Origin of the sequence: Fulvitalea axinellae (assembly GCF_036492835.1) — a bacterium.
Lineage (GTDB): Bacteria > Bacteroidota > Bacteroidia > Cytophagales > Cyclobacteriaceae > Fulvitalea > Fulvitalea axinellae.
In genome coordinates this window covers 2,714,276-2,736,415 of record NZ_AP025314.1, presented here as the reverse complement: position 1 = coordinate 2,736,415, position 22,140 = coordinate 2,714,276, and the positions used below count along the sequence as shown (strand labels likewise).

Sequence of the window (22,140 nt, the reverse complement as noted above, 5' to 3'; positions counted from 1 at the left end):
AGGCAATCTTATTAAATGAAATCCGTTGTTATTTGCTTAATTACCTATACGGCTTGTTTCCGCCCAAGGTTTTATTTTCCCTTGCTTTTAGACTAGTTTGTCTTGTTTCTTCCATGAATGGGGCGGTGCCCTTATATGCGGTTTTCCGAGATCGGGATATTAGCTTTCGTTTGCATGAAGAGGTTTGAATTTTTATTTTGTTGAAGGGAGTGTTCCCGCCATTTTATTTTATCGGATTAGATCAAAAATAATTTCGCATGACAAGAATATTAACGAACATCATGGCGCTGGGTCTCATGGCGTTTATTTTTTCATGTTCACCAAAAGAGCAAACACCGAAGGCTGATCAACTTATTGTTAATGCCAAGGTGGTGACAATGGATTCGGAAAATCCGGAAGCTACGGCTTTCGCCGTAAAAGACGGAAAGTTTATTTATGTGGGAGACGTTAAAGGTGCTGAGCAATTCATCGGGCCGAAAACGAAGAAGGTAGACCTTAATGGACAGTTTGTGTCTCCAGGACTGATAGACTCTCATTTGCATTTGGCCGGTGTCGGGCTTAAGAAAATCGATTTGGACCTATCTCCCATTTCGAATTATGACCAGATGGTCGAGATGGTAAGGGTAGCTGTTTCAAAAGCCGAAAAAGGAGAATGGATTGTTGGCCGTGGATGGCACCAGGACAAATGGGACAAGAAACCGGAAAAGACGGTGGAGGGAATGCCTGTTCATAACCGAATGTCTGAAGTGTCGCCTGATAATCCGGTTTTTCTGCGTCATGCCAGCGGGCATGCGGGAATCGCTAACGCAGAAGCGATGCGGATTGCAAATGTTGAGGCCTTGTTGGCGAAAGAGGGACAACCGGAAGGTGGAGAAGTTACTCTGGACGAGAAGGGCAATGCTACAGGTCTGTTCAATGAAAATGCCATGAATATGATTATGAGGCATATTCCCGAAAAGTCTGCTTCCAAAACCAGAAAAGCTTTGCGGTTAGGTATGGAAGAATGTCTTTCCAATGGTATCACGGCGGTGATGGATGCCGGTATTGGACCGGATATGATTAGCCAGTATCGCCAATTGAGAAAAAGTGATTCGCTCAGAGTCAGGGTTTGGGCGATGCTTGACGGGGAAAATGACGCGTTATTGGAGAAATGGTTTGCTAATGGGCCTATGAATGATAGCGCTTCTTGGTTTACCCTTCGTTCAGTGAAGTTGTACGCTGACGGCGCTTTGGGATCACGTGGAGCGTGGCTTCTGAACGAATACGAGGATCAGCCTGGCCATACGGGACATGCGCTTAGGCCGATGAAAGAGATCGGTGAAATAGCCGAAAAAGGCTTGGAAAGCGGGTTCCAGATATGTACACACGCAATCGGTGACAGGGCGAACAGGGAAGTGCTTGATCAATATGAAAACGCATTGGGTAACCGTGCCAAGACGGTGGATCATAGGTTTAGGATTGAGCATGCCCAGCACCTAACCAACAAAGATATTCCCAGATTTGCGGCTTTGGGGGTTATTCCTGCCATGCAAGGTATTCATATGGCCTCGGACAGGCCTTGGGCCATTGACAGGTTAGGGGAAGACAGAATCAAGGAAGGCGCTTATGTTTGGAAGAAACTGTTGGCCTCGGGAGCGAGGGTGGCTAACGGAACCGACTCTCCGATTGAGCCGGTGAGCCCGATTGAGTGTTTTTATGCGTCCGTGTCTCGCAAGACGCTGAAAGGAAAGCCTGAGAAAGGCTACGAACCGTCACAGCGGATGAGCAGGATTGAAGCGCTCAGAAGTTATACTTTGGACGCCGCGTACGCTTTATTTGCCGAGAAGAGAATTGGATCGATTGAAGTGGGTAAATTGGCCGATTTCACAGTTTTTGACACTGATCTTGTCCGTGCCGATGAGAGTAAACTGTTGGATGCTAAGGTGAAGATGACTGTGGTGGGTGGAGAAGTTCTTTATGGGGCAAAGTGATATCACTTTAAAAGAATTATAGAAAAGATTGGGGTTGGTGTTTTGTCTATCTTGAGATAAAATTTATCTATTTGAAGCCGAAGAGGGAATTGCCTTACTTTGTATTAACAAAAACGGCAGAGAAGTCAAATTTGTAATCAACCATAAATATCGGTTAGTCCCGAAGTTTAAACCTTCGGGTGCGGGGCCGATCAACATCAACTACCAATCAAACCCAAGGCAAAGGCCGTCACTCAAATTCGCTTAGGCTGAAGCCGACAATTTACACCCTACCCAGTTCCGATTTCTTCGGAATGAAAAGGCGAGCTTTCAAGCTCGCCTTTTTCGTGTTTTAACTGGGGCTAATGATTCTGATAAGCCGATTTGTACGTCCTTTCGTCAATAACCGATTTTCCGATAATCTCTTTCATAATATCCGAAGTCCCGCCGATTATGGTATTGACCCTTGCGTCGCGGAACATTCTCTCGATTTCGAAATCGGCCATATAACCGTAACCTCCGAATATCTGCAGACATTTGTCAGCCACTTCTTTGCTCAGTTCGGTGGCTTTCAACTTTGCGATAGCGCATTCGCGCGACATATTCTCACCGCGTTCAAGATTCCAAGCCACGTGTCTGAGATATTGCTTTACACAGGCGATATCGGCGTGAACGTCGGCCAGTTGGTACCTGATGTTTTTCATTTTTTCCAACTTTTTGCCGAAAGCGTCCCGCTCGCGCGCATATTTCAGGGCCAAATCAAACATGCGTTCCGCCGAAGCTTGGGAAATAATCGCAATACAAAGACGCTCTATCTGAAAGCTGTCCATGATATAATAGAAGCCTTTTCCTTCCTCCCCAATGAGGTTTTCCTTTGGAACGACAGCGTTTTCGAAGAACAGCTCGGCCGTATCCGAACAGTGCCAGCCCATCTTTTCCAGTTTGTTTCTGGACAGCCCCGGATTGTCACCTTCAATTACAAAGAGGCTCATTCCTTTTTCAGTCTGCGCCGCTACGGTTATGAAATCCGCGTAAAATCCGTTGGTAATGAAAATTTTTGAGCCGTTCAATAAGTAATGGTCTCCCATATCTTCGGCTCGGGTGCGAAGTGAGGAAACGTCCGATCCGGCTCCGGGTTCGGAAATGGCTAACGCGCCGACTTTTCTACCCTCAATCGCAGGTTCCAGATATTTTCTCTTTAGGGTTTCGCTTCCGGCTTTCGCCAAATGGGCCGTGGCCATATACGAATGTACGCTTACCGCTCCGGCGAAACCTCCGAAACCGGTATTCGCCAATTCCTCAAGAAAAATAAGCGAAAAGAAAATATCGGCTTCAAGTCCGCCGTGTTTTTCCTCGTGGAGGAGCCCCAGATATCCTTGGTCGCCCATTTCTTCCCAAATTGATTTGGGAATGCGTCGTTGGGTTTCCCACTCATTTGCGAATGGGGTCGCGCGTTGGGCAAGGAAGTCCCTTACGCTTTCTCTAAAAAGCTTATGCTCATCGTTAAAGTACATGTTTGTGTGGTTTTTATGGGTTTATGAAGAATGAAAAAGGGTGTTGTCGTTTTTGTGTCGAGATATTGAAGTGGCGGGAGCGAACCGTTTTCCAAATTTGAGTTCCAAATCTCTCAGGGTCTGATAAGCCGATTCCGGTCCTTTGGCGTCAGCGAAACGGAAAGGACCGCCGGTGTATTTTGGGAACGCCAATCCGAGAATAGCTCCGATATCGCCGTCCGCGGGAGTGCTAAGGGTATCGTCTTCCAGGCATTTGATCGCTTCGTTGACCATTGCCCAAACGACTCTTGTGCGGATCGTTTCTTGGTCCAATTCCGCGCCTGAGGAAGTGTTGCCAATCTCAGGTAGGTTTTCGGAATAGATTCTCGCCGATTTTTTTCCGCTGTCGTCGTATTGCAAAAAGCCTTTTCCGTTTTTACGGCCAAGGTACCCGTTTTCTACAAATACGTTTAGCAGTTTGGATATCGGGGTGCCTCGCTCGTCAAACATGGCGCCGATAGGTCCGCCGAGCAAATGAGCGCAAACGTCTATGCCGATTTCGTCCATAAGCGTGACGGGCCCCACGGGCATTCCGAAACTCTCAAGCGCACTGTCTAAGTCCGCTCCCGAAACGCCTTCTTGTAAAAGCAGAAGAGCCTCGTTGAGATAGGGGGCGAGGATTCGGGTGGTGTAAAACCCCGGTCCGTCATTGACGATAATGCAGGTTTTGCCTTGCCTGATCCCGATGTCCAAAGCGGTGGCTTTTACCCAAGATTCGGTTTCGGGCGTAACGATAATCTCAAGCAAGGGCATCTTTTGTACGGGCGAAAAATAATGCGTGCCGATGACCCTTGTTTTGTCTTCGAAAACTTCCGCCAAATCTTTGATTGGAATAGCCGATGTGTTGCTAGCCAAGATGCTGTTTGAAGGAAGCTTTCCGTTAAGCTTTCGGATGGTTTCCTTTTTTACCTCAAGGTTTTCGTAAATGGCTTCCACTACCATTTGGGAATCTTCCAGAATGTCCAAGTTGTCCGAAAGCTTGAGTTTATCGTCGGCTACTTCACCGTTTTCTTTCTGGACAACGGCTTCCAGTTTCAGTAAAGAAGACTCATGAATGTCCGTAACCGCCACGTTATAGCCTTTTCTGACGCTCACCGACGCGATTCCGGATCCCATCAGACCGGCTCCGATGATTCCGATGTTGTGAGTCGGTTGGACAAGGTGTTTCCAAGGGTTCTTTTTCTTATCGTTAATGGTGAAGAAAAGCTCGACCATTCGGCTAGCGGCGGGTGTTGCCAAGGTTTTTGCGAAAAGCGCTTTTTCGTTTTCGATGCGTTGCTCCTCATCTGGGTTTTTGCATGCGAATTCCAGAGCGTCCAATGCGTGAGTGAGGGCGGGGTAGAGGCCCTTGCTTCTGCGTTCCGTCTTTTTTCGGAATGATGTAATAGAGTCAAGGTCTGTTGGGAGGTGCCGGTTTTTCCTGTTTTGAGATAATGTGAGACTTCCGGAATTCAGTAATCCCGTCAATTCATCCAGGTCACCGACCTGTTGATCAACCAACCCAGCTTCCGATGCTTGTGCGATATTCAGCTTTTGACAACGCAAGATCATATGCAGGGCAACTTCGACACCGACAAGATCGGGGAGGCGAAAAGTGCCCCCGAAGCCGGGAATGAGACCGAGGTTGGTTTCCGGAAGTTGGAAAAAAGCGCGTGAGTTTCGGTTGGCGATTCTGGTTTGGCAAGCCATCGCAAATTCCAATCCTCCGCCCAAACAGGCGCCTTCGATATACGCTACGGTAGTTTTCGGAAATCTTTGTAGACGTGAATACAGGTCCTGGACTTCGGCGATCATTTGCGCAGCGTCTTCCGCGGAGCCTTCGTGAAGAAGCTTAAGGTCCGCACCAGCGATAAAGGTCTTTTTCTCGCTATTGAAGATGACGGAGCTGATCGATTCGTCAGCTTCCAATTTGTCCAAAACGGAGTTTATGGCTTTGGCGAAGCTGGAATCCACCGTGTTGACCGGAGAATCCTTTTTGTCCAAAGTGACCAAAGCGCTGTGATGGCTCCTGTGCACTTTGACATAAGATTCCGTTTGTTGCAAGTCTTCGTCTGTGTGAAAAAATAATTTCATAATGGGTTATGTTTTTTATTAAAATAACCCTTTTTCAAGATAAAAAAAATAGAAGATACTGAAACGGCATCCAAAATAGGATGCCGTGGTTTTACTTATTCGTTTTTTTCATTGTCAGAATGGCTTTCGGGTGGAAATGTTTTACCCCAATCGTCCATAGCTTTTAATATTGGAATTAGGCTGTTGCCTAGCTCAGTCAGCGAATATTCCACTTTGGGCGGAACGCTGGGAAATACCTTTCGGTTGACAAGCCCGGAGTATTCCATCTCCCTGATCGATTCGGTGAACACTTTGTTGGAGATGCCACAAATCGACTTCTGTAACTCACCGGAGCGTTTTGGCGAACCGATTAGATGGAATAGAATTAGAGGTTTCCACTTTCCGCCTATGTATTCCATAGTAAGCGCCAGCGGGCAATAGTTTAGTTTCTTTTTCACGGAAAAAATGTTTTAAAGATCTTTTCGATCAATCATGATGACTTTATAAAGACCTCTCTTGTTTTCGTCAAGATGGATTTGAGAAGTTGTGAAATATAAGTTTCCCTCGCCGTCTACGGCAAACGAATCCGCCCAGCGGATTTCGGGATCCTTGGCAACAAGTTGATATTGCCCTTTTCCGCTCACCGAATATACGCTGTTTGTCTCTAGCCCGGCTAAGTAAAGCGTGCCGTTTTTGTCGAAAACCATACCGTCAGGGGCGTATATTTTCGCCACTTTTTCTATGTAGCTTTCAGGCTTGGGCGTGTTGTTTCGCAGAACCTTTGTGGGAATCCTATAAAGAGTATGCCCGCTTAGCGCTACATAATAAAGCCAATTAGTGTCGGGTGACAATGCGATACCGTCGGAGTGTACCCGGTTTTTCCAGACGGTTTTGTCTTCAAAAACCAACGAGTCCGTTTCGGCCAAAACTGAAGGGTGACCCGACAAATGCCGTTTTACTTGACCGTTGCTCAGATCGACGGTTAAGATTCCTCCTGTTCCGGAGTCGGTGATATAAGCAAATTTTCTCTGGGTATCAATCCTGACATCGTTGAGGTAAGAGTTTTCACTGTAAGTGTTCTTCGGAAAGCCGAATGATTTTTCTAGGCGCTTAGTCGTCAAATTGAAGCGAAATAATCTGGGACCACGCTCAATGACTCCTCGAAATTGCGGATTGCCAGTGTCCAATACCCAAAGTCTATCCAGATTGTCCACAAAAACACTTTGGACAGCGACAAAATGTTGGTCGTCTTCTATGGGTTTATTCCACTCCAAGTCAGGAAAAGGAATGGTCTTGCCGTTAATTATCTCAGCTACTGAAACCGGAACGTTATCGGACCAACGGGGGAAGTTCACGAAGATTCTCCCTTTTTTTGTAACCCCGATTCCTGTCCATTGATTTTCAGACTCTGCAACGGTGTGGAGGGTAGGGCTGTTCAGGGGCCCGCAAGCGGTCATAAAACAGATTAGAGCTATTATGATTCGAAATGATTTTTTCATCTTTGAACAAGTATTAGAAGGTGTGTTGGTTCTTTAGGAGTTGATTCTTCCCTAGTGCTTTGCCTGATCCTTTAAGGCATTGATCACGGCGATGGACACCCCTTTGGCCGATGCGGGATTCTGTCCTGTAATCAGCCGGCCGTCCACTTGAATGTTCGGTTGGAAATCGGTGCCGTGGATGATGTATGCGTTTCTGTTTCTTAGCTCGGTTTCCAAAAGGAAAGGTACGACTTTGTCCAAATGTATTTTAGCTTCTTCGGAATTCGTAAATGTCGCAATCTTTTTTCCGTCAATAAGGAATTTTCCGTCGGGGAGTTTGACGTTTAGTAAGCCTGCTGTGCCATGGCAAACGGCGCTTACCACTCCGCCATTGTTATAGATATGAGCGGTGACCCTGGCTAGACTTTTATCGTCGGGGAAGTCCCAAACTGACCCATGCCCGCCAACGAGATAAATGGCGCTATAGGTTGACGGATTTATGCGGTCGATCTTTTTTGTTTCTCGTAGTTTTTTTCTGATCCCCGTATTGTTCCAAAAAGATTTGTTGATTGGATCGCTTAAGTTGATGTCGTCCGCCGTAGTTACACCACCCTTTACGCTACAGAAATCTATATGGAATCCAGCTGAATCAAACGTTTGGTAGGCGTGGGAAGCCTCCGATAAGAAAAAACCTGTTGGTTTCCCGGTATTGCCCAACTGATTGTGGCTGGTGAAAACGAAGAGGATTTTTTTTGGTCCCTTCCTGTTTACGCATGATACTGTAAGCAATAGTGTTAGGAGTTGGGTGAACAGGAGTGTCTTTTTCATGTTCGGCGGAGTTGTTGGCGGTTTGTGCGTTTGGTGTTCCGGACAGAAGAAGAAAGAGGGGGTAAGGGTGGGCGTAAGGTTTATTGGCCCTAGGTTATGCTTTTTCCGAAATCTTTAATGAAGATTTGGGCAAAAAAAAAGCCGGGCTTAATCCGCCCAGCTTTTGATTCCGAGTAAACGGAATTATTTCTTAACAGTAGTGTCCGTTGATTGCGCCGCGCTGTCAGTAGTTGTGCTGTGCAATGACTGGATAGCGTTCTGTCCTTGTTGTTCCTGAGCTTTTTTCAAGTTAGGGCTCACGTAAGCTTTAGGACCCGAATCAAGAGTAATGTTGGTAGCCAAAGTCAGGGTAACCAAAATAATTGAGAGTCCCCAAGTAGCTTTTTCAAGGAAATCAGCGCTTCTTTTGGCTCCCATCAACTGCCCCGCACTTCCGCCGAACTGACCAGAGAGGCCACTGCCTTTGGATTTTTGCATCAGGATAGCAAAGATCAAGAGCAGGGAAACAATGACGATCAGTGTAATAAGTATGTTGAACATTATTTTCGGAATTTTATTGTAGTTCGTTAATTAGCTTTACAAAATAAGTCTTTTTTTCGGGATATTTCAATATCAGTCTCTTATAAATCTTGGAGGCTTCTTTGCTTTTTCCCTGCTTCACAAGGATCCTGGCGAGGTTCTCAGAGGCGAATTCCTTGTCCATCGTTCCGCTTCTGGCGGCTAGGTCTTCGTAGTTCTTCTTATTCTCCGGATCGTAGTTCAGCGGTTTGTTTATGCTGGGTTCATCCTTAATGAAATCGTTGACAATGCTCCATTCCAATCCCCGTGCCATTGCGGGTTTTGGAGCGGTGGGGGAGGCATTGGAGTCGGTGTGTTCTATTTGGTTTTGGAGTTTGTCTTTGTTTTCCTTCATGGACAAAAGACTGTCCATGACCTCCGAATATATGTCAGGTTGTTTTTCAGTGGGGGTGGTCTCTTCCTCATGCTCTTTTTTGAACTCCGTTACCGGTTCATAAAGGCTTTCCAGCGAAAAACCTTTTGGTACGGGAACATTGAGTTCTTCCATCACAAAAGATTTAAGCCTGTTCCTGTTGCTGGAATACAGCACGGCTTTGCGCAAAAGAGTTTCTTTGTCTTTGAATCCGTTGTCATGGGCGATTTTGGCCGCCAAGATTCTGAAATTTTGGCAATAGGGGTATTCCCTGATAAGTTCAAGCAAACATTCCAGATCTTTTAAAGTAGCCTCTTCGGGCCTGTATATAAGCTCTATTTGCCTTTGGTATTCCACGCTTTCCTTTTCGTTAAAAATCTCCACACACTCTCTTGCGTTCTCCCTTTTCGGCGAGTAAATCGAGGGGGAGGCTCCTCCCTCTTAGCATTCGTTTGCTTTTCGCTCCGGCTGTCGTGATGGCTTACGCCGTTATGCCGGGCCGGACTTCGGTGTCATTCGCAGTCTTACACTATAATAGCCAATTATTGGCAGAATGAAAAGCGGGAAGCGAAAACACCTTGGCCGGTTTTTACCAGTTGGCAACGGAGGCGTTGAATATGTCGAGCACGATTTGGTCGAGAATGCCGTCTACGAGTCCTGTCTCAACCTGCTCACGGGTTTGGGTTACGGCATTATAATCCTCAAACTGCGAAAACACCCTGTTTTCGAAATCATAGGTTTCGTCATTTACATTGACATAAGTAGCTGAAACACCTATGGTTAAGCGCTCCAGTCCGGCTTCGTCAACACCCTCAAGGCCACTGGTTGCGTTTGGGTTGCTTTGTGGGGCGAGCGGGCTAAAGGCGTAACGGGATATGGTTCCCTCAATTTGCAAATCGCCGTCTTCGGCCACGATGTCGAGCTGGGTGTTTTGTTGGAAAAAGTCCTTCAGTTTGTTTGTCAGTTCGTCGCTGATGTTGGCTGGACCAAGTCCGGCTTCGTTATAGAAGTATCCGATGGATATCGTCTTGGTGTTGGTGTAGTCGATAGAGGCTCCGGTGAAAGAGTAGACCCCGCAACTGTGGCCCGCAAGACAAAAGGCCACAAGCAAAAACAGCTTTCCGGTATATAATAAGGCCTTTTGGGCTTTAGTCTTCAATTTCATACTGCTTAATTTTTCTGTACAGCGTCCGTTCCGAAATGCCCAGCTCTTGGGCCGCGCGTTTTCTGCGGTTGCCGTTTTTCTTTAAGGCTTTTATTATAAGTTCTTTCTCGTTTCTCTCCAATGAGAGCGATTCCGATTCTTCGTTGCCCTGCAATTCTTCAACACGGTCGATGTCTATGGTCTGCGATTCGTCGGTTGAATCGTTGTTTCCGTGTCCGCTCTCCAGTAACAGGGGAGAGGTAGGTTTCGGTTTTTGGCTGAGGTCGGAATCTTCGGAAGTCAATTGTGTGAATTTAGCCAATAAGGCCGGAGACTTCACATGTTCGTCCCGGATTATTCTGGCCACAATCTCTTTTAGGTCGCCAAGCTCCTTTTTCAGTTCGAAAATGATTTTGTAAAGCATCTCCAAATCTGCGCTGTCGGGTTGGTCTCCGCCCATTTCTGGTTTTGAAATCGGAACCAAGGCTTGGGAGGTTGGCATATATCCGTCGAGCGTGCGCGAGTCGATTACCTTTCCTGTTTCTAGTACCGACATCTGCTCAACGAGATTTTTCAGCTGCCGGATGTTACCAGGAAAACGATAGTCGAGCAGTGTTTCTTGCCCGTCTTCGGTAAGGAAAATCGGTTTTGTATGATATTTCTCGGCGAAATCCGAAGCGAATTTTCGGAAGAGGAGCAAGCTGTCGCGTCCGCGTTCCCTTAGCGGAGGAACGAACAACGGGACGGTATTCAGTCTATAGTAAAGGTCTTCCCTAAACTTTCCTTTGGAGATTGCGTCAAGCAACCGGACGTTTGTGGCCGCCACTACCCGGACGTCGGTTTTCTGCACCTTGGAAGAACCGACTTTGATGAATTCGCCGTTTTCCAAGACCCGGAGAAGCCTGGCCTGGGTGCTGAGTGGCATTTCCCCGATTTCGTCCAGAAAGATAGTGCCACCCGAGGTTACCTCGAAATACCCTTTTCTAGTGTCGGAAGCGCCTGTAAAAGCGCCTTTTTCGTGTCCGAAAAGTTCCGAATCGATAGTTCCTTCCGGGATAGCGCCGCAGTTTATGGCTATAAAAGGGCCGTGTTTACGGTGGCTCAGATGATGGATGATTTTCGAAAACGATTCCTTACCGCTTCCGCTTTCGCCCGTTACCAGTACTGCCATATCTGTAGGAGCCACGTACATGGCGATTTCTATGGCACGGTTCAGTAGGGGAGAGTTACCGATTATGCCGAAGCGTTGTTTGACGTACTGAATGTCGGAATTGGAAATCATACTTTGAAGCGAGGTTTTGTTGCCTGACACGACTGCTTTAGACAAACGATTGGGGAAATTTCCGCCAAACGAAGGCCGTGCCTTCCCGAAAAATTGTCGATCCGAATTCTATATTATGAACTCCCGGAAGGCCTGTCGAGCATTCCGGGAGTGAATTGTCTTATAGGATTTTTCCTTAAGAAACTGGTTCGCCGATAAGCGTACCAGGCGTGCATTCCGTAACTTTTACGTTTACGTAGTCGCCTTTCTTGAAATTACGCTTGTCGAAGACCACCACTTTGTTGGCTGAGTTGCGCCCTTGCAGTTGCTCATCGGAACGCTTGGATGTTCCTTCAACCAAAACCTTGAAGGTTTTACCGACGTCGAGCTGGTTTCTTTTGAGGGAAAGATCCCTTTGCAAGTCGATGATTTCGTTAAGACGACGTTTTTTTGTTTCCAAAGGAATGTCGTCTTCGAATTTTTTAGCGGCCAAAGTGCCTGGGCGTTCAGAGTAGAAGAACATATAAGAGAAGTCGTACTGAACGTACTCCATCAGAGTCAAGGTCTCTTTGTGTTCCTCTTCGGTCTCGGTACAGAAACCGGCGATCATATCGGAAGAAATACCGCATTCCTCGCCAAGAATCTTACGGATAGAGTCAACTTTCTCGATGTATTCCTCGCGGGTGTAAGTACGGTTCATGATATCGAGAACCCTGCTGTTTCCGCTTTGCGCAGGCAAGTGGATGTATTTGCAAATGTTTTCGTGCGCCGCCATAACGTGCAACACGTCTTCCGTAATGTCTTTAGGATGCGAAGTGGAGAACCTAACGCGGAGGTCCGGGCTCACTTTCGCAACCATTTCCAAAAGGTTGGCGAAGGTGACGATATCCTTGGCGTCGGATTTTTCGATTACCTTTTTCTGGTTTTGGTCAAGATCGAGGGCGAATTTGTAGCTGTCTACGTTTTGTCCCAAAAGCGTTACCTCTTTGTATCCGCTTTCGAAGAGCTGACGCGCCTCTTCCACAATACTTTTCGGATCGCGGCTACGCTCACGGCCACGGGTGAACGGCACTACGCAGAACGAGCACATATTGTCACAGCCGCGCATGATCGAGATAAAGGCTGTAACGCCGTTGGAGTTCAGGCGAACCGGGCTGATGTCTGCGTAAGTTTCTTCCCTTGAAAGTACGGTGTTGACCGCCTTTTGGCCCTCGTCAACCTTGGATACCAAAGCCGGGAGATCGCGGTAAGCGTCCGGGCCGGCGACCAAATCAACGATTTTTTCCTCTTCGAGGAGCTTTTCCTTGAGTCTTTCGGCCATGCAGCCCAACACGCCGATCAACATTTCCGGTTTGTTTTTCTTAACCGAGTTGAATTGCTTAAGGCGCTTTCTTACAGTCTGTTCCGCCTTGTCGCGGATAGAGCAGGTGTTGAGCAGTACCACATCGGCGTTTTCGAAAGTGGACGTGGTGTCGAAGCCCTCCTTTTCCATAATCGACGATACGATCTCGCTGTCAGAGAAGTTCATCTGGCAGCCGTAGCTTTCAATGTAAAGTTTACGGCTTTTGCCGGTGTCGACGTCTTTGCTCGTCCTGTAGGTCTCGCAACTCGTATTCTCCCCGTTGTTGTTTCCGAGAATCCCGATATCTTGGATAAGCTCGCTCATTCAATCTATAGCTTTGGTAGTCAATTGTTTGTAACTGGAACTTCCGTGTAGTTGGAAGGAATTCACAAAGGTACGCAAATTTCGACGCTATGCCAAAATGACAGTGTTGGCCTTTAGGTATCAGGAGGCCATATTCCAATCACTCTATTTAACATAATGTGTAAAGGTTGAGATATTCGCAAACTGAAAACGGTTCGGTTAGGCTATACGTGTTTAGGTTTAGGGAAAAAAATAACCGTGACGTTTCCGCCACGGTTTTGAGGGTTTTGCTACTGACCTCAGAGACTTTTTTTGTTTGAAGATCTGAAATCGAAAACGAATTTTCCGATTACGGATTTCTGGTAAGGCCTCCATGTATTATGAACGTTTTTCCGTCCTTGTGGGCCAAGTTCGTCAGAGGGGTGGAACTTGGTGCCAACGGCCGGAATGGCGTGCATCAGTGAGATATTTCCTTCCGGGAAAGCAGCTTTGGTGTGAGCGGGCTTCTCGGGTAGGGCGGGAGTGTAGAGGCGGAGGTAAACGCCGTCGGTTTTTGAGTAAACTGTAAACGATTGTTCTCCTAACGAGATCTTTGCCCAATACAATTCCGAATGGTATCCTTTGAATTCGGGATAATTCCAGTCGACTCCCGTGATGGTGTTGTTGTATTCTTTTTCCCAAAGTCCGAATTGCGGTCCTTTGAGCCTGTTTTTCCAAACCCGATACGGACCTTTGCCCAGCCATTTTACCGTTACGTTAGGATCTTCCGGGAAGTCCCAGCTTACGCCCATCATATCAAAACGGCCTTTGGTGTCTTTGATGTCATATTCAAGTTCCAAAGCTCCGCCTGGAAGCATGGTCCAACGTACGCTGGCGAATCCTTTTTCAAAAAGAGCCTCTACGATTTGGTTTCCGTCTTTCTCGAAGCTTTTTACGGATTTAACCTTGGTTTCCAATGTCAGCTTCGGTCCGTTTTTGAAAGGAATGGAGCCTTTCGCGTTTTCGATGTTAAGCAATGTTCCGTCTTTGGCCGAAAATACGGCTTTTACTTCTCCTGAATTCAGGATAATATTTTCGCCTTCGGTTGTTGCGTTTACGGCGTCGGAGGAAGCTTTTGCCAACGCTTTTTCGCTAAGTTCCGAAGCGAACTGGATCGGCCAAGTGCGTGAGATGACTTCCCTGCCGTGCGGGTCTTTTACGGAAATAGTAAGGGCGTCGTATTGGGCGAAATCGTTGGGAAGATCCAAGTTCAGGAAGCCGGCTGTTCCGGGTTCAAAGTCTTTGAACGTGGCTTTCGCTCCCCGTTTCTCAACGGTTTTTCCGTTTTTCGCACTTGGAGAAGGATAGCGCAAAAGCTTCCATTCCACATCGCATTGGTTGAGGTTCGTGTAAGTGAAGCGGTTTTCGACTTTAAGCTTTCCTTTGAAACTAGGGCTGAGGTAAGTCACAGGAAAATGAACAGGAGTCCAAACCTCCCTGATGGTGTAATAACTGGCTTCTTTTTCCCTGTATGGCCCCACAATTCCGTCGGGAGCGTAGTTCATATGCGTGTCTACGCGTCCGCCTTCGTCTGTTCTTACCACTCCTTCGTCGGCGAAAACCCAGAGAAATCCACCGGCCGCGTTCGGATGTTTCAAAACGCTTTCCCAGTGGTCGTCAAGCCCGGCGCCGTGTCCGCCGTCGTAGAGGCCGTGGAGGAATTCCGTCGGGAAGTAGATGTCTTTCGAGTTCTCGAACGCCCCGATTCCGTATGCGTAGTCCTTGTAGTGCTGAGTGTCCATTCCGTCGTGGAGGGCCATCGGGTGGAGAACTTTGCGCTCTTGCGGATCATATTTGGCGAATTCTCCGTCGAGTTCAGTGTTCCAGCCTTTCTCGTTTCCATTATCCCAAAGGATGATACTCGGGTGGTTTACGTCGCGGATCACCATCTCTTTCACGAGTTTTTTCCCGATTTCAGTATCGTAATTGTCCTGCCAACCGGCGAGTTCGTCAAGGACAAAAAGGCCGAGAGAGTCGCAGGCATCAAGGAAATGCGCGTCCGGCGGGTAATGTGACATCCGTACGGAGTTCATGTTCATATCCTTCATCAGGTTGATGTCCATGATGTCGATTTCCGGGCTGGTGGTACGGCCGGAAGTAGGGTAGGCGCAGTGCCTGTTCACTCCTTTGAAGATGATCTTTTCGTCGTTGACATACACGCCGTCACCTTTGCGAACCTCGACGGTGCGGAATCCGAATTTCTGGTTGATTACGTGTTTCGTTTTGCCATTGTCAGAAAGTGCGACCTCCACTTTGTAGCGTTGCGGGAATTCGGGGTTCCATGGTTTCACGTTCGGGATTTTCGCCGAAAGGCGTACTTTCGGATTTCTGCCCTCAACTTTTGCGGTAAATGGTTCCCCGATATTTCTTCCGTCAAGCGATTTTACCTGAGCTTTTACCGAGCTTCCTTTTCTGGCTCTTTCCGTAAAAACATCCACGGTGAAATCTCCGTTCGCTTGGGCGTCGATAGCCACTCGTTGGATATGGGTTTTCGGATGGGCGGTTAGATAAACCGGACGGAAAATCCCGCCGAAGATCCAATAGTCGGCGTTGCGCTCCGCTTTGTTTACGGATTTGTTGGAAGACATTTTTTCGACTTTTACCTCAAGCAAGTTCTCTTTGCCGAATTTCAAAAGTCTGGTGATGTCGTATTCGAACCTATAGAAGGCTCCTTGGTGCTTGGCGCCCGCCAATCGGCCGTTGATCTTGACTTCGGTATCGGTCATCGAACCTTCGAAGACGATATTGATTTTTTTGTTCTTCCAAGAATTCGGAACGGTGAATTTGTGCTTGTACAAGCCCTTTTCGGAGGATTTCTCCTTGTCTTGGCCATAGTTATAATTACCGAATCCTTGGCTTTCCCAGCAGGAGGGGACCGGAATTGTGGTCCATTTTCCGCTGTTTTGGCCTTCGGTACAGAAAAAGTCCCATCGGACGGTGTTGTCCTTGTCCGTTCCCGAAAGGTAAACGGTCTCGCTTGTTTGTGCCCAACTGGCTAAAGCAAACACTGTGAGAAAAGATAAAAGAAGTAATCTTCTGATCATGTCAGTGTGAATGAAATTAATAAAAAGCGGAGGGCGGGCCCTTCCAAAAGGTTCAGGAACAGAATATACGAGGCGAAAACCTGTAAGGCAAAGCCTGTGGGGACGATTTCTGCCGGGAACCATTTCGGGATCCTTCCCAATTTTCATAGTCGAAGAATGGAGGCTTTTTAGGGCGGAAAGTGCTTTTCCGGGATGTTTTTCTGAGAAGTTGAAAAAAGGAAATAAGTAAACTGAAAGCCCTCTATTTAACATAATGCATTGAGGGCTGAAAATATCAGCTCCAATATTCTTCAAGCAGGGGGCCGGTACTAATATGCCCGATTCTGTTCGGTAAATTAAGTTCTCTACGCATTGGGTTGTCAATTTTCTCGATCACGTATTTTTCCTCCGGATTTGTCCATCTTGCTATGTCAATTCCATATTTTTTTGAGGAAAAATGTTCCCGGCTTTTTCCATATTGAGCGTTCATGGCGTGCCCCAGTTCGTGGGCTAATCGTAAATATTCCGGTACGATGGTGTAAGCGCCGTATCTTGGGTTGGGGGATTGGGTAAAATAGAATTTCATTTTTCGGCTAGGTACGGCGGGCGAATATACCGTAGCGTCCGAGCCCAAGCCTTCGTACACAGGTCCTTCAGGGTCGCTATCCAAGATTGGGCTTGAGGCTTGGGAGTTTTTCTTGTTTTTGGTTTTTGTCCGGTACTTTTCGCCTTCGTGCCCGCGTATGGTGACGGTGTGCCGATTTTCCAAAATAGAATCGATAAGTTCCCTTCCGCCACGGCTCATCATTATTCTTCCGATTTGTGTAAACATTCTCTTCTTGAAATCTGCTGAGGATCCGGATGGCATCGGACGTTTTGATGAGTCGGCGGACTCTATTGGCGGATAAATTGAGGATTCTACCTTAAGGCTGCTGTCTTCGGCTAAGACGCTTCTCCACATCGCTTCCACTTTTCGGGTTTCTCGCAATCCCGCTTTGTCTTTTCCGGGATACCAAAAATCGAATCGCCTGCGGACGGCGATGGAGAAAAGCGAATCGAATTCCGAATTGACGGTTTTGAGAAGATTGGCTAAGGCCGGTGTTCTTTCGTCGGGTCTGTGGCTTTCCAGAGGCATATTTTTGGAATGCCAAAGGTAAACCGTGCGTTCGAGTTGGCTTAGGCAAGATGCCAATTTTTCGTATTCGAGCTGGGTGCGGGGGAGTGGATTCAGTTTTTCGTATTGCGCTAAAAGTCGGTCTATTTCCCTTAGCTCAGGTTCTGTTTCGGGCGGGATGGAGCGGGCGTAGCCTATTTGTTTTCGGAAATCCATGCGATTGAGCATCGCTTGGATTGGGGGGAAATGGTTTGGAGGAAATTTGGACGATTGGGTTTGGCTTGTAGAATCTCCCGTTGATTTCAGACTGGAACCATGTCGTTTTTTGTGTTGAAACATCGGGAGTGGGAATGTTCGGGATGAAATGTGGAACTCAAAAGTATTGCCAATCAGGGGAAATAAAAAAGCGCTCCGCCATTTTTCGAATTGGCGGAGCGCTTTAAAATTGAGTTTAGGCCGATCGTTATTTGTCCTTAACGAAAATCAGTTTGTAGACACACGGTATCACAAGCAAATTCAGCAAAGTGGCGGTTAGCAAACCGCCCAGAATTACAACGGCCATCGGGCTTTGGATTTCGTTCCCTGACTCGGCGCCTTTTAGCGCAAGCGGAACCAAGGCCAATCCGGTTGTGCAAGCTGTCATCAGGATCGGGTTCAGCCTGTCGAAGGCTCCGGATTTTATCAGGCTGTCGTTGGCGGGCTGGCCGTCGCGCAGGTCTTCGTATCTGGAAACGAGCAGGATCCCGTTTCGCGTAGCTATACCGAAAAGGCTGATAAAACCGATAGTCGACGCGATGCTGATAATTCCCGAAGTGAAATACACGATCAGGATACCGCCGATCAATGCCAATGGAAGATTGACCAAAACGATAAAGGCGAGCTTCGTGTCTTTGAATTCGAAATACAGTAGCAAGAAGATGACAAGGATGGCCGAAATAGCCGTGATTAACAGCAACCGTGAGGCTTTCGCTTCGCTTTCGAACTGTCCGCCGTATACTACTCTGTAGCCTTCGGGCAGGGAAACTCCGGAGTCAATGGTCGATTTGATATCGTCCACGGCGTTTCTTAGTCCACGGCCGTTTACGTTTGCCGATACTACGATTTTCCGTTGGATATTCTCCCGGCTGATGGTGTGCGGTCCGCTTACTGAAGAAATTTCGGCGAGTTGGTCAAGCGGAATGTGTCCGCCTTCCGGCAGGCTGACGAGCATGGCTTTAAGCTTTTCGGGCGTATCCCGGAAGCGTTTTCCGTATCTTACCACCAGATCGAAATAGCGTTGGCCTTCGTAGATCTGACCTGCTTTTTCGCCTGTGAAAGCGATATCGAGCTGTTCCATCAGCTGATCGACGGTCATTCCCACGGCTGCGAGTTTTTGCCTGTTCGGATCAACCCGCAATCTCGGGACTTCCGTTTGGCGGGCCACGGCCACATCGGCGAGTCCGTCGATAGGTTTGATCAGCGTTTCGATGTTTTTGCCGATTTTATAAAGCTCGTTCAGGTCCGGGCCGAAAATCTTGATGGCGATATTGGCGCGAGTTCCCGAAAGCATATGGTCTACGCGGTGGGCGATAGGTTGTCCGAGCGTAATATTCACTCCGGGTACAATACTTAGCTTTTTGCGTACTTCTTCGAAGAAAGTCTCTTTGTCTTTTCCGTCCAAAACGAACGGAGCGTCCACTTCGGAGGCGTTTACGTCCTGCGCGTGCTCGTCCATTTCCGCCCGGCCGGTCCGGCGGGTTACGGTCGTGATTTCCGGCATTTGCAGAAGTTGTTCCTCCACCATTCGTCCGGAGGTCTCGCTTTCTTCCAATGACATTCCCGGTATTCCGACTACGCTGATCACCAGCGACCCCTCGTTGAATTCGGGCAGAAAACTGCGGTCCAATTGTCCGAGAAGGCCGATACTTACGGCGAAAGCCATGGCCGTTACGGCGATGATCGTTTTCGGTACTTTAATCGCTTTTGAGAGAATTCGTCCGTATTGTTTCTGTAGCCAGCGTTCCACTTTTGTCCCTTCGGCTCTCGCTTTGAAGAGTTTTTCATTGTTCAATAAATAAGAACAGAGGACGGGAGTTAAAGTAACGGCGACGGCCAACGAGGCCAATACGGAAGTGATAAAGGCGATTCCGAGCGGTTTGAGCAGTCGGCCTTCCATTCCGCTAAGGAGGAAAAGCGGTACAAAAGAAACGATCACGATCAGCGTAGCGATAATAATTGAGCTCCGGATTTCCATCGAAGCCTCTTTGACTACGGCCAAAAGCGGAAGCCTTTCCTCTTTCGGTTTCAGAAAATTTTCCCTGAGCCTTTTAAATACGTTTTCGACATCGATAATCGCGTCATCAACCAAAGCGCCGACGGCGATGGCCATACCGCCGAGACTCATGGTGTTGATAGTGTAGCCGAGGAATTTGAGAACCAATACCGAAGTCAAAAGCGAAACCGGAATGGCCAAAAGGGAGATAGTCGTCGTGCGCCAATCCATCAGGAAGATGAAAAGCACTAGGATAACGAAGAACGTGCCTTCGAGCAAAGTGGATTTTAGGTTTCCGATGGAGGCGTCGATAAAGTCCGATTGGCGGAAAATATGGTTGTCGATTTTTACGCCCGCCGGCAATGTTTTCCGGAGTTCGGTTACGGCTTTGTCAAGTTCCTTCGTTAGCTCAATCGTGTTGACATCGGGCTGTTTGGAGATCGTCATAATCACCGACGGCCTCGCGTTGAGCGATCCCGTTCCGATTTGGTCCGAAGCGCCGATTTTTACCTCGGCCACATCGCGTACTTTTACGCTTTGTCCATTTACGGTTTTAATTACGGTGTCCTTGATTTGTTCCAAATCGTTCACACGGCCGTTACCTTTTATTATATAGCGGTTTCCGTGTTTGTTAAGGTAACCGCCGGTGGCGCTGACGTTGGTTTCACGTACGCTTTCCAGCAAATCCTCAAGGCTGAGTCCGTAATGTTGGAGTTTTCCCGGATGGGCGAGCACCTGATATTGCTTGTTTTCACCACCGATTACGATAACGTTGGCAATTCCGTTGATCGATTTTATTTGTGGGCGAATACTCCAATCGGCCAGGGTGCGGAGTTGCATCGGAGGCAAACTGTCCGAACTGACACCGAGCAACATGATTTCTCCCATTATTGAGGAGATCGGTGCCATAGTCGGCGCCCCGATTCCTTCGGGCAAGGTTTCGCCGGCGGTGGCGAGTCGCTCGGCTACGGTTTGGCGAGCTCTGTAGATGTCCGTTCCCCATTCGAATTCCGCCCAGACAATCGAGATGCCGGAGGCCGATGACGAACGGATTCTTCGGATATTCGGAGCGCCGTTTAGGGCGGTTTCCAGCTGGAAGCTGACAAGCTTTTCCACTTCTTCGGATTCCAGGCCGTGGGCTTCCGTCAGAACGGTAACGGTGGGAGCGGTGAGGTCGGGAAAGACGTCCACGCTCATCGTGTTGGCGACATAATAGCCCGAAAAGCTAAGCGCCGCGGCGAACACCAAAACCAGTATTCGGTTTTGGAGCGCCAGGTTCAATATTTTGGTTAACATATTTTACCTTTCATTCCTTGGTTCGAAAACGTACTGGTTTTAGTGTTCGTGGCCGTGGGCCGGAGCTTGGCCCGACATGGACGCCATACGGACTTGGTAGGCGCCTTTGGTCACGACCACTTCGCCTTGGGAAAGACCTTTCAGCACTTCCGCCATTTTTCCGTTTTTGCGTCCGATCACTACGTTTCTTCTCTCGAAGCTTTCGCCCGAAAGCTGGACGATAACCGAATACTGTCCGTAATCCTCAAGCAATGCCGATTCTGGAATTGCGATGGCTTCGTGAGCGGGACCATAGGCAAGCAAAGTTTCCGTAAACGCGCCTTCCGGAGCCGACGATGGCGTTTCCGTTTTGGCGAAAACCGATACCATAGGCTTTGTCGGATCCACTTTTTCGCTTACCGAAAGCACCTCGCCGTTGTTGTCTTTTACACTTTGCCAGCCGTTTTGCGGGGTTTTGAACCAGATGTCACGGATGTCGGAAGCCGAAAGTCCGGAAGAAGGGCTGAGGTAAGTTTCGAGGATTCTGGATTTTTCCGAACCCAGTACGATCGCCGTTTGGCCTTCGCCAACATAGTCGCCGTTTTGTACGGAAATGCGTTTTATATAGCCGTCGAACGGCGCTCTGACTTGTTTGGAATTACCGCTGACGCCTTTTTTCATAGCTTTGAACGAAGCCTCGGCTACCCTGAAATTCTTCTCGGCAATCTCAAAATCGGCTTTCGAAATTATGCCGTCTTTCTGCAAGTCCTTTTTCCTTTCGAATTCCTGTTTGGCCTGTTTGTAAGTGGCTTTCGCCGATTTCAATTTCGAAGCTATTCCGCTTTCGACAAGATTTCCTCCACTGATCTGGAAAAGTACTTGGCCTTTTCGCACTCGGCTACCTTCAGTCAGTTTTTCCGATCCGAAGTTCACGATTCCGGTAACCGGCGAAACAACCGATTTCGAAGCGCCCGGAGCCGAACGCCATACTCCGGAGCCGGCGACGGTTTCGTATATCGGGGCTTTTACCGCGGGCACGGTTTTGAAAGTCATTTTCCAAGCCTGTTCTTTCAGGAAAGTGATGGAACCGTCTTCTCCTTCGTCTTGGCCCAATTCGTTGATCGAGGCTTCCACGCTTGGATAAACCTTTACTTTTTCGACCACAATTGTGTCCGAGAGTTCGGGGGAATTCAGGACGAAAAGCAATTTGTATGTTCCCGCTTTTTTTGGTGTGAGTGTTGGCCTGAAAATGCCGGGAGAAGAGGGCTTTTCCTTTTCGCTGGAAATACGCTGGCCGTTTCCTTCCAAAATAGTCACGACTTGTCCGGAAGTGACGGCGCTATGGTCCGACATTTTCGTAAAGTGCGCAGCGAAACGGCTTTCCTCATTTACCGTAAGGGCGGGAAACTCCACGAACAGTTCGCTTTTGGAAGTCCAGATTGTTTCGTCTACAGCTGGGCGCTCAACGGTTTGGGATGTGTCATTTCCGCTTTTTTCAGAACAGGCAACGATTCCTGAAATGAAAATTAGGGGAAGATATTTTATGATAGATTTCATTTTGCTCTGATTGTGCCGGAGCCGGGTAGGGCAGGTGCCG

At 48.0% G+C, this 22,140-nt stretch carries 15 protein-coding genes; 1 reads left to right on the top strand and 14 read right to left on the bottom strand.

The window, feature by feature from the left end; translation table 11 throughout:
* Positions 1-257: 257 nt before the first annotated feature.
* A complete protein-coding gene (locus AABK39_RS10350; RefSeq protein WP_338391271.1) occupies positions 258-1,970 on the top strand; it encodes an amidohydrolase in 1,713 nt (570 codons plus the stop codon).
* 341 nt (positions 1,971-2,311) lie between these two features.
* Here the strand turns inward: AABK39_RS10350 and AABK39_RS10345 are convergent, their stop codons facing one another.
* The 14 genes from AABK39_RS10345 to AABK39_RS10280 form a co-directional block, all read right to left on the bottom strand.
* Entirely contained in the window at positions 2,312-3,463 is a 1,152-nt protein-coding gene (locus tag AABK39_RS10345) for an acyl-CoA dehydrogenase family protein (protein WP_338391270.1), read from the bottom strand.
* A gap of 21 nt (positions 3,464-3,484) precedes the next feature.
* Positions 3,485-5,575: a 3-hydroxyacyl-CoA dehydrogenase NAD-binding domain-containing protein gene (locus AABK39_RS10340; RefSeq protein ID WP_338391269.1), complete on the bottom strand. Its 2,091-nt coding sequence runs from the start codon at positions 5,573-5,575 to the stop codon at positions 3,485-3,487.
* Positions 5,576-5,670: 95 nt separating this feature from the next.
* On the bottom strand, positions 5,671-6,012 hold the full coding sequence (locus AABK39_RS10335) for a winged helix-turn-helix transcriptional regulator (protein ID WP_338391268.1): 342 nt from the start codon (positions 6,010-6,012) through the stop codon (positions 5,671-5,673).
* Between the two features lie 12 nt (positions 6,013-6,024).
* Positions 6,025-7,053 (bottom strand): L-dopachrome tautomerase-related protein, encoded by a 1,029-nt coding sequence (locus AABK39_RS10330; RefSeq protein ID WP_338391267.1) that lies wholly within the window; start codon positions 7,051-7,053, stop codon positions 6,025-6,027.
* A gap of 51 nt (positions 7,054-7,104) precedes the next feature.
* Positions 7,105-7,860: a type 1 glutamine amidotransferase domain-containing protein gene (locus tag AABK39_RS10325; RefSeq protein WP_338391266.1), complete on the bottom strand. Its 756-nt coding sequence runs from the start codon at positions 7,858-7,860 to the stop codon at positions 7,105-7,107.
* A 183-nt stretch (positions 7,861-8,043) separates the two neighbouring features.
* Positions 8,044-8,400 (bottom strand): preprotein translocase subunit SecG, encoded by a 357-nt coding sequence (gene secG, locus AABK39_RS10320; protein WP_338391265.1) that lies wholly within the window; start codon positions 8,398-8,400, stop codon positions 8,044-8,046.
* Between the two features lie 13 nt (positions 8,401-8,413).
* Entirely contained in the window at positions 8,414-9,175 is a 762-nt protein-coding gene (locus AABK39_RS10315; protein ID WP_338391264.1) for a hypothetical protein, read from the bottom strand.
* Positions 9,176-9,380: 205 nt separating this feature from the next.
* The gene (gene lptE, locus AABK39_RS10310) at positions 9,381-9,956 is read right to left on the bottom strand and encodes an LptE family protein (protein ID WP_338391263.1); all 576 of its coding nucleotides are present in this window, start codon (positions 9,954-9,956) and stop codon (positions 9,381-9,383) included.
* A complete protein-coding gene (locus AABK39_RS10305) occupies positions 9,940-11,217 on the bottom strand; it encodes a sigma-54 interaction domain-containing protein (protein ID WP_338391262.1) in 1,278 nt (425 codons plus the stop codon). The genes lptE and AABK39_RS10305 overlap by 17 nt, the downstream gene beginning before the upstream one ends.
* 175 nt (positions 11,218-11,392) lie before the next feature.
* Positions 11,393-12,862, bottom strand: a complete 1,470-nt coding sequence (gene miaB / locus AABK39_RS10300; RefSeq protein WP_338391261.1) for a tRNA (N6-isopentenyl adenosine(37)-C2)-methylthiotransferase MiaB — start codon at positions 12,860-12,862, stop codon at positions 11,393-11,395.
* Positions 12,863-13,140: 278 nt separating this feature from the next.
* Positions 13,141-15,924: a glycoside hydrolase family 2 TIM barrel-domain containing protein gene (locus AABK39_RS10295; RefSeq protein ID WP_338391260.1), complete on the bottom strand. Its 2,784-nt coding sequence runs from the start codon at positions 15,922-15,924 to the stop codon at positions 13,141-13,143.
* Positions 15,925-16,198: 274 nt separating this feature from the next.
* Complete coding sequence (locus tag AABK39_RS10290; RefSeq protein ID WP_338391259.1) at positions 16,199-17,233, bottom strand: M91 family zinc metallopeptidase; 1,035 nt, start codon at positions 17,231-17,233, stop codon at positions 16,199-16,201.
* Positions 17,234-17,480: 247 nt separating this feature from the next.
* Positions 17,481-20,564, bottom strand: a complete 3,084-nt coding sequence (locus AABK39_RS10285) for an efflux RND transporter permease subunit (protein WP_338391258.1) — start codon at positions 20,562-20,564, stop codon at positions 17,481-17,483.
* Between the two features lie 39 nt (positions 20,565-20,603).
* Positions 20,604-22,100 carry an efflux RND transporter periplasmic adaptor subunit gene (locus AABK39_RS10280; protein ID WP_338391257.1) on the bottom strand — a complete coding sequence of 499 codons (1,497 nt, stop codon included), beginning with the start codon at positions 22,098-22,100 and terminating at the stop codon, positions 20,604-20,606.
* Between the last annotated feature and the right edge of the window lie 40 nt (positions 22,101-22,140).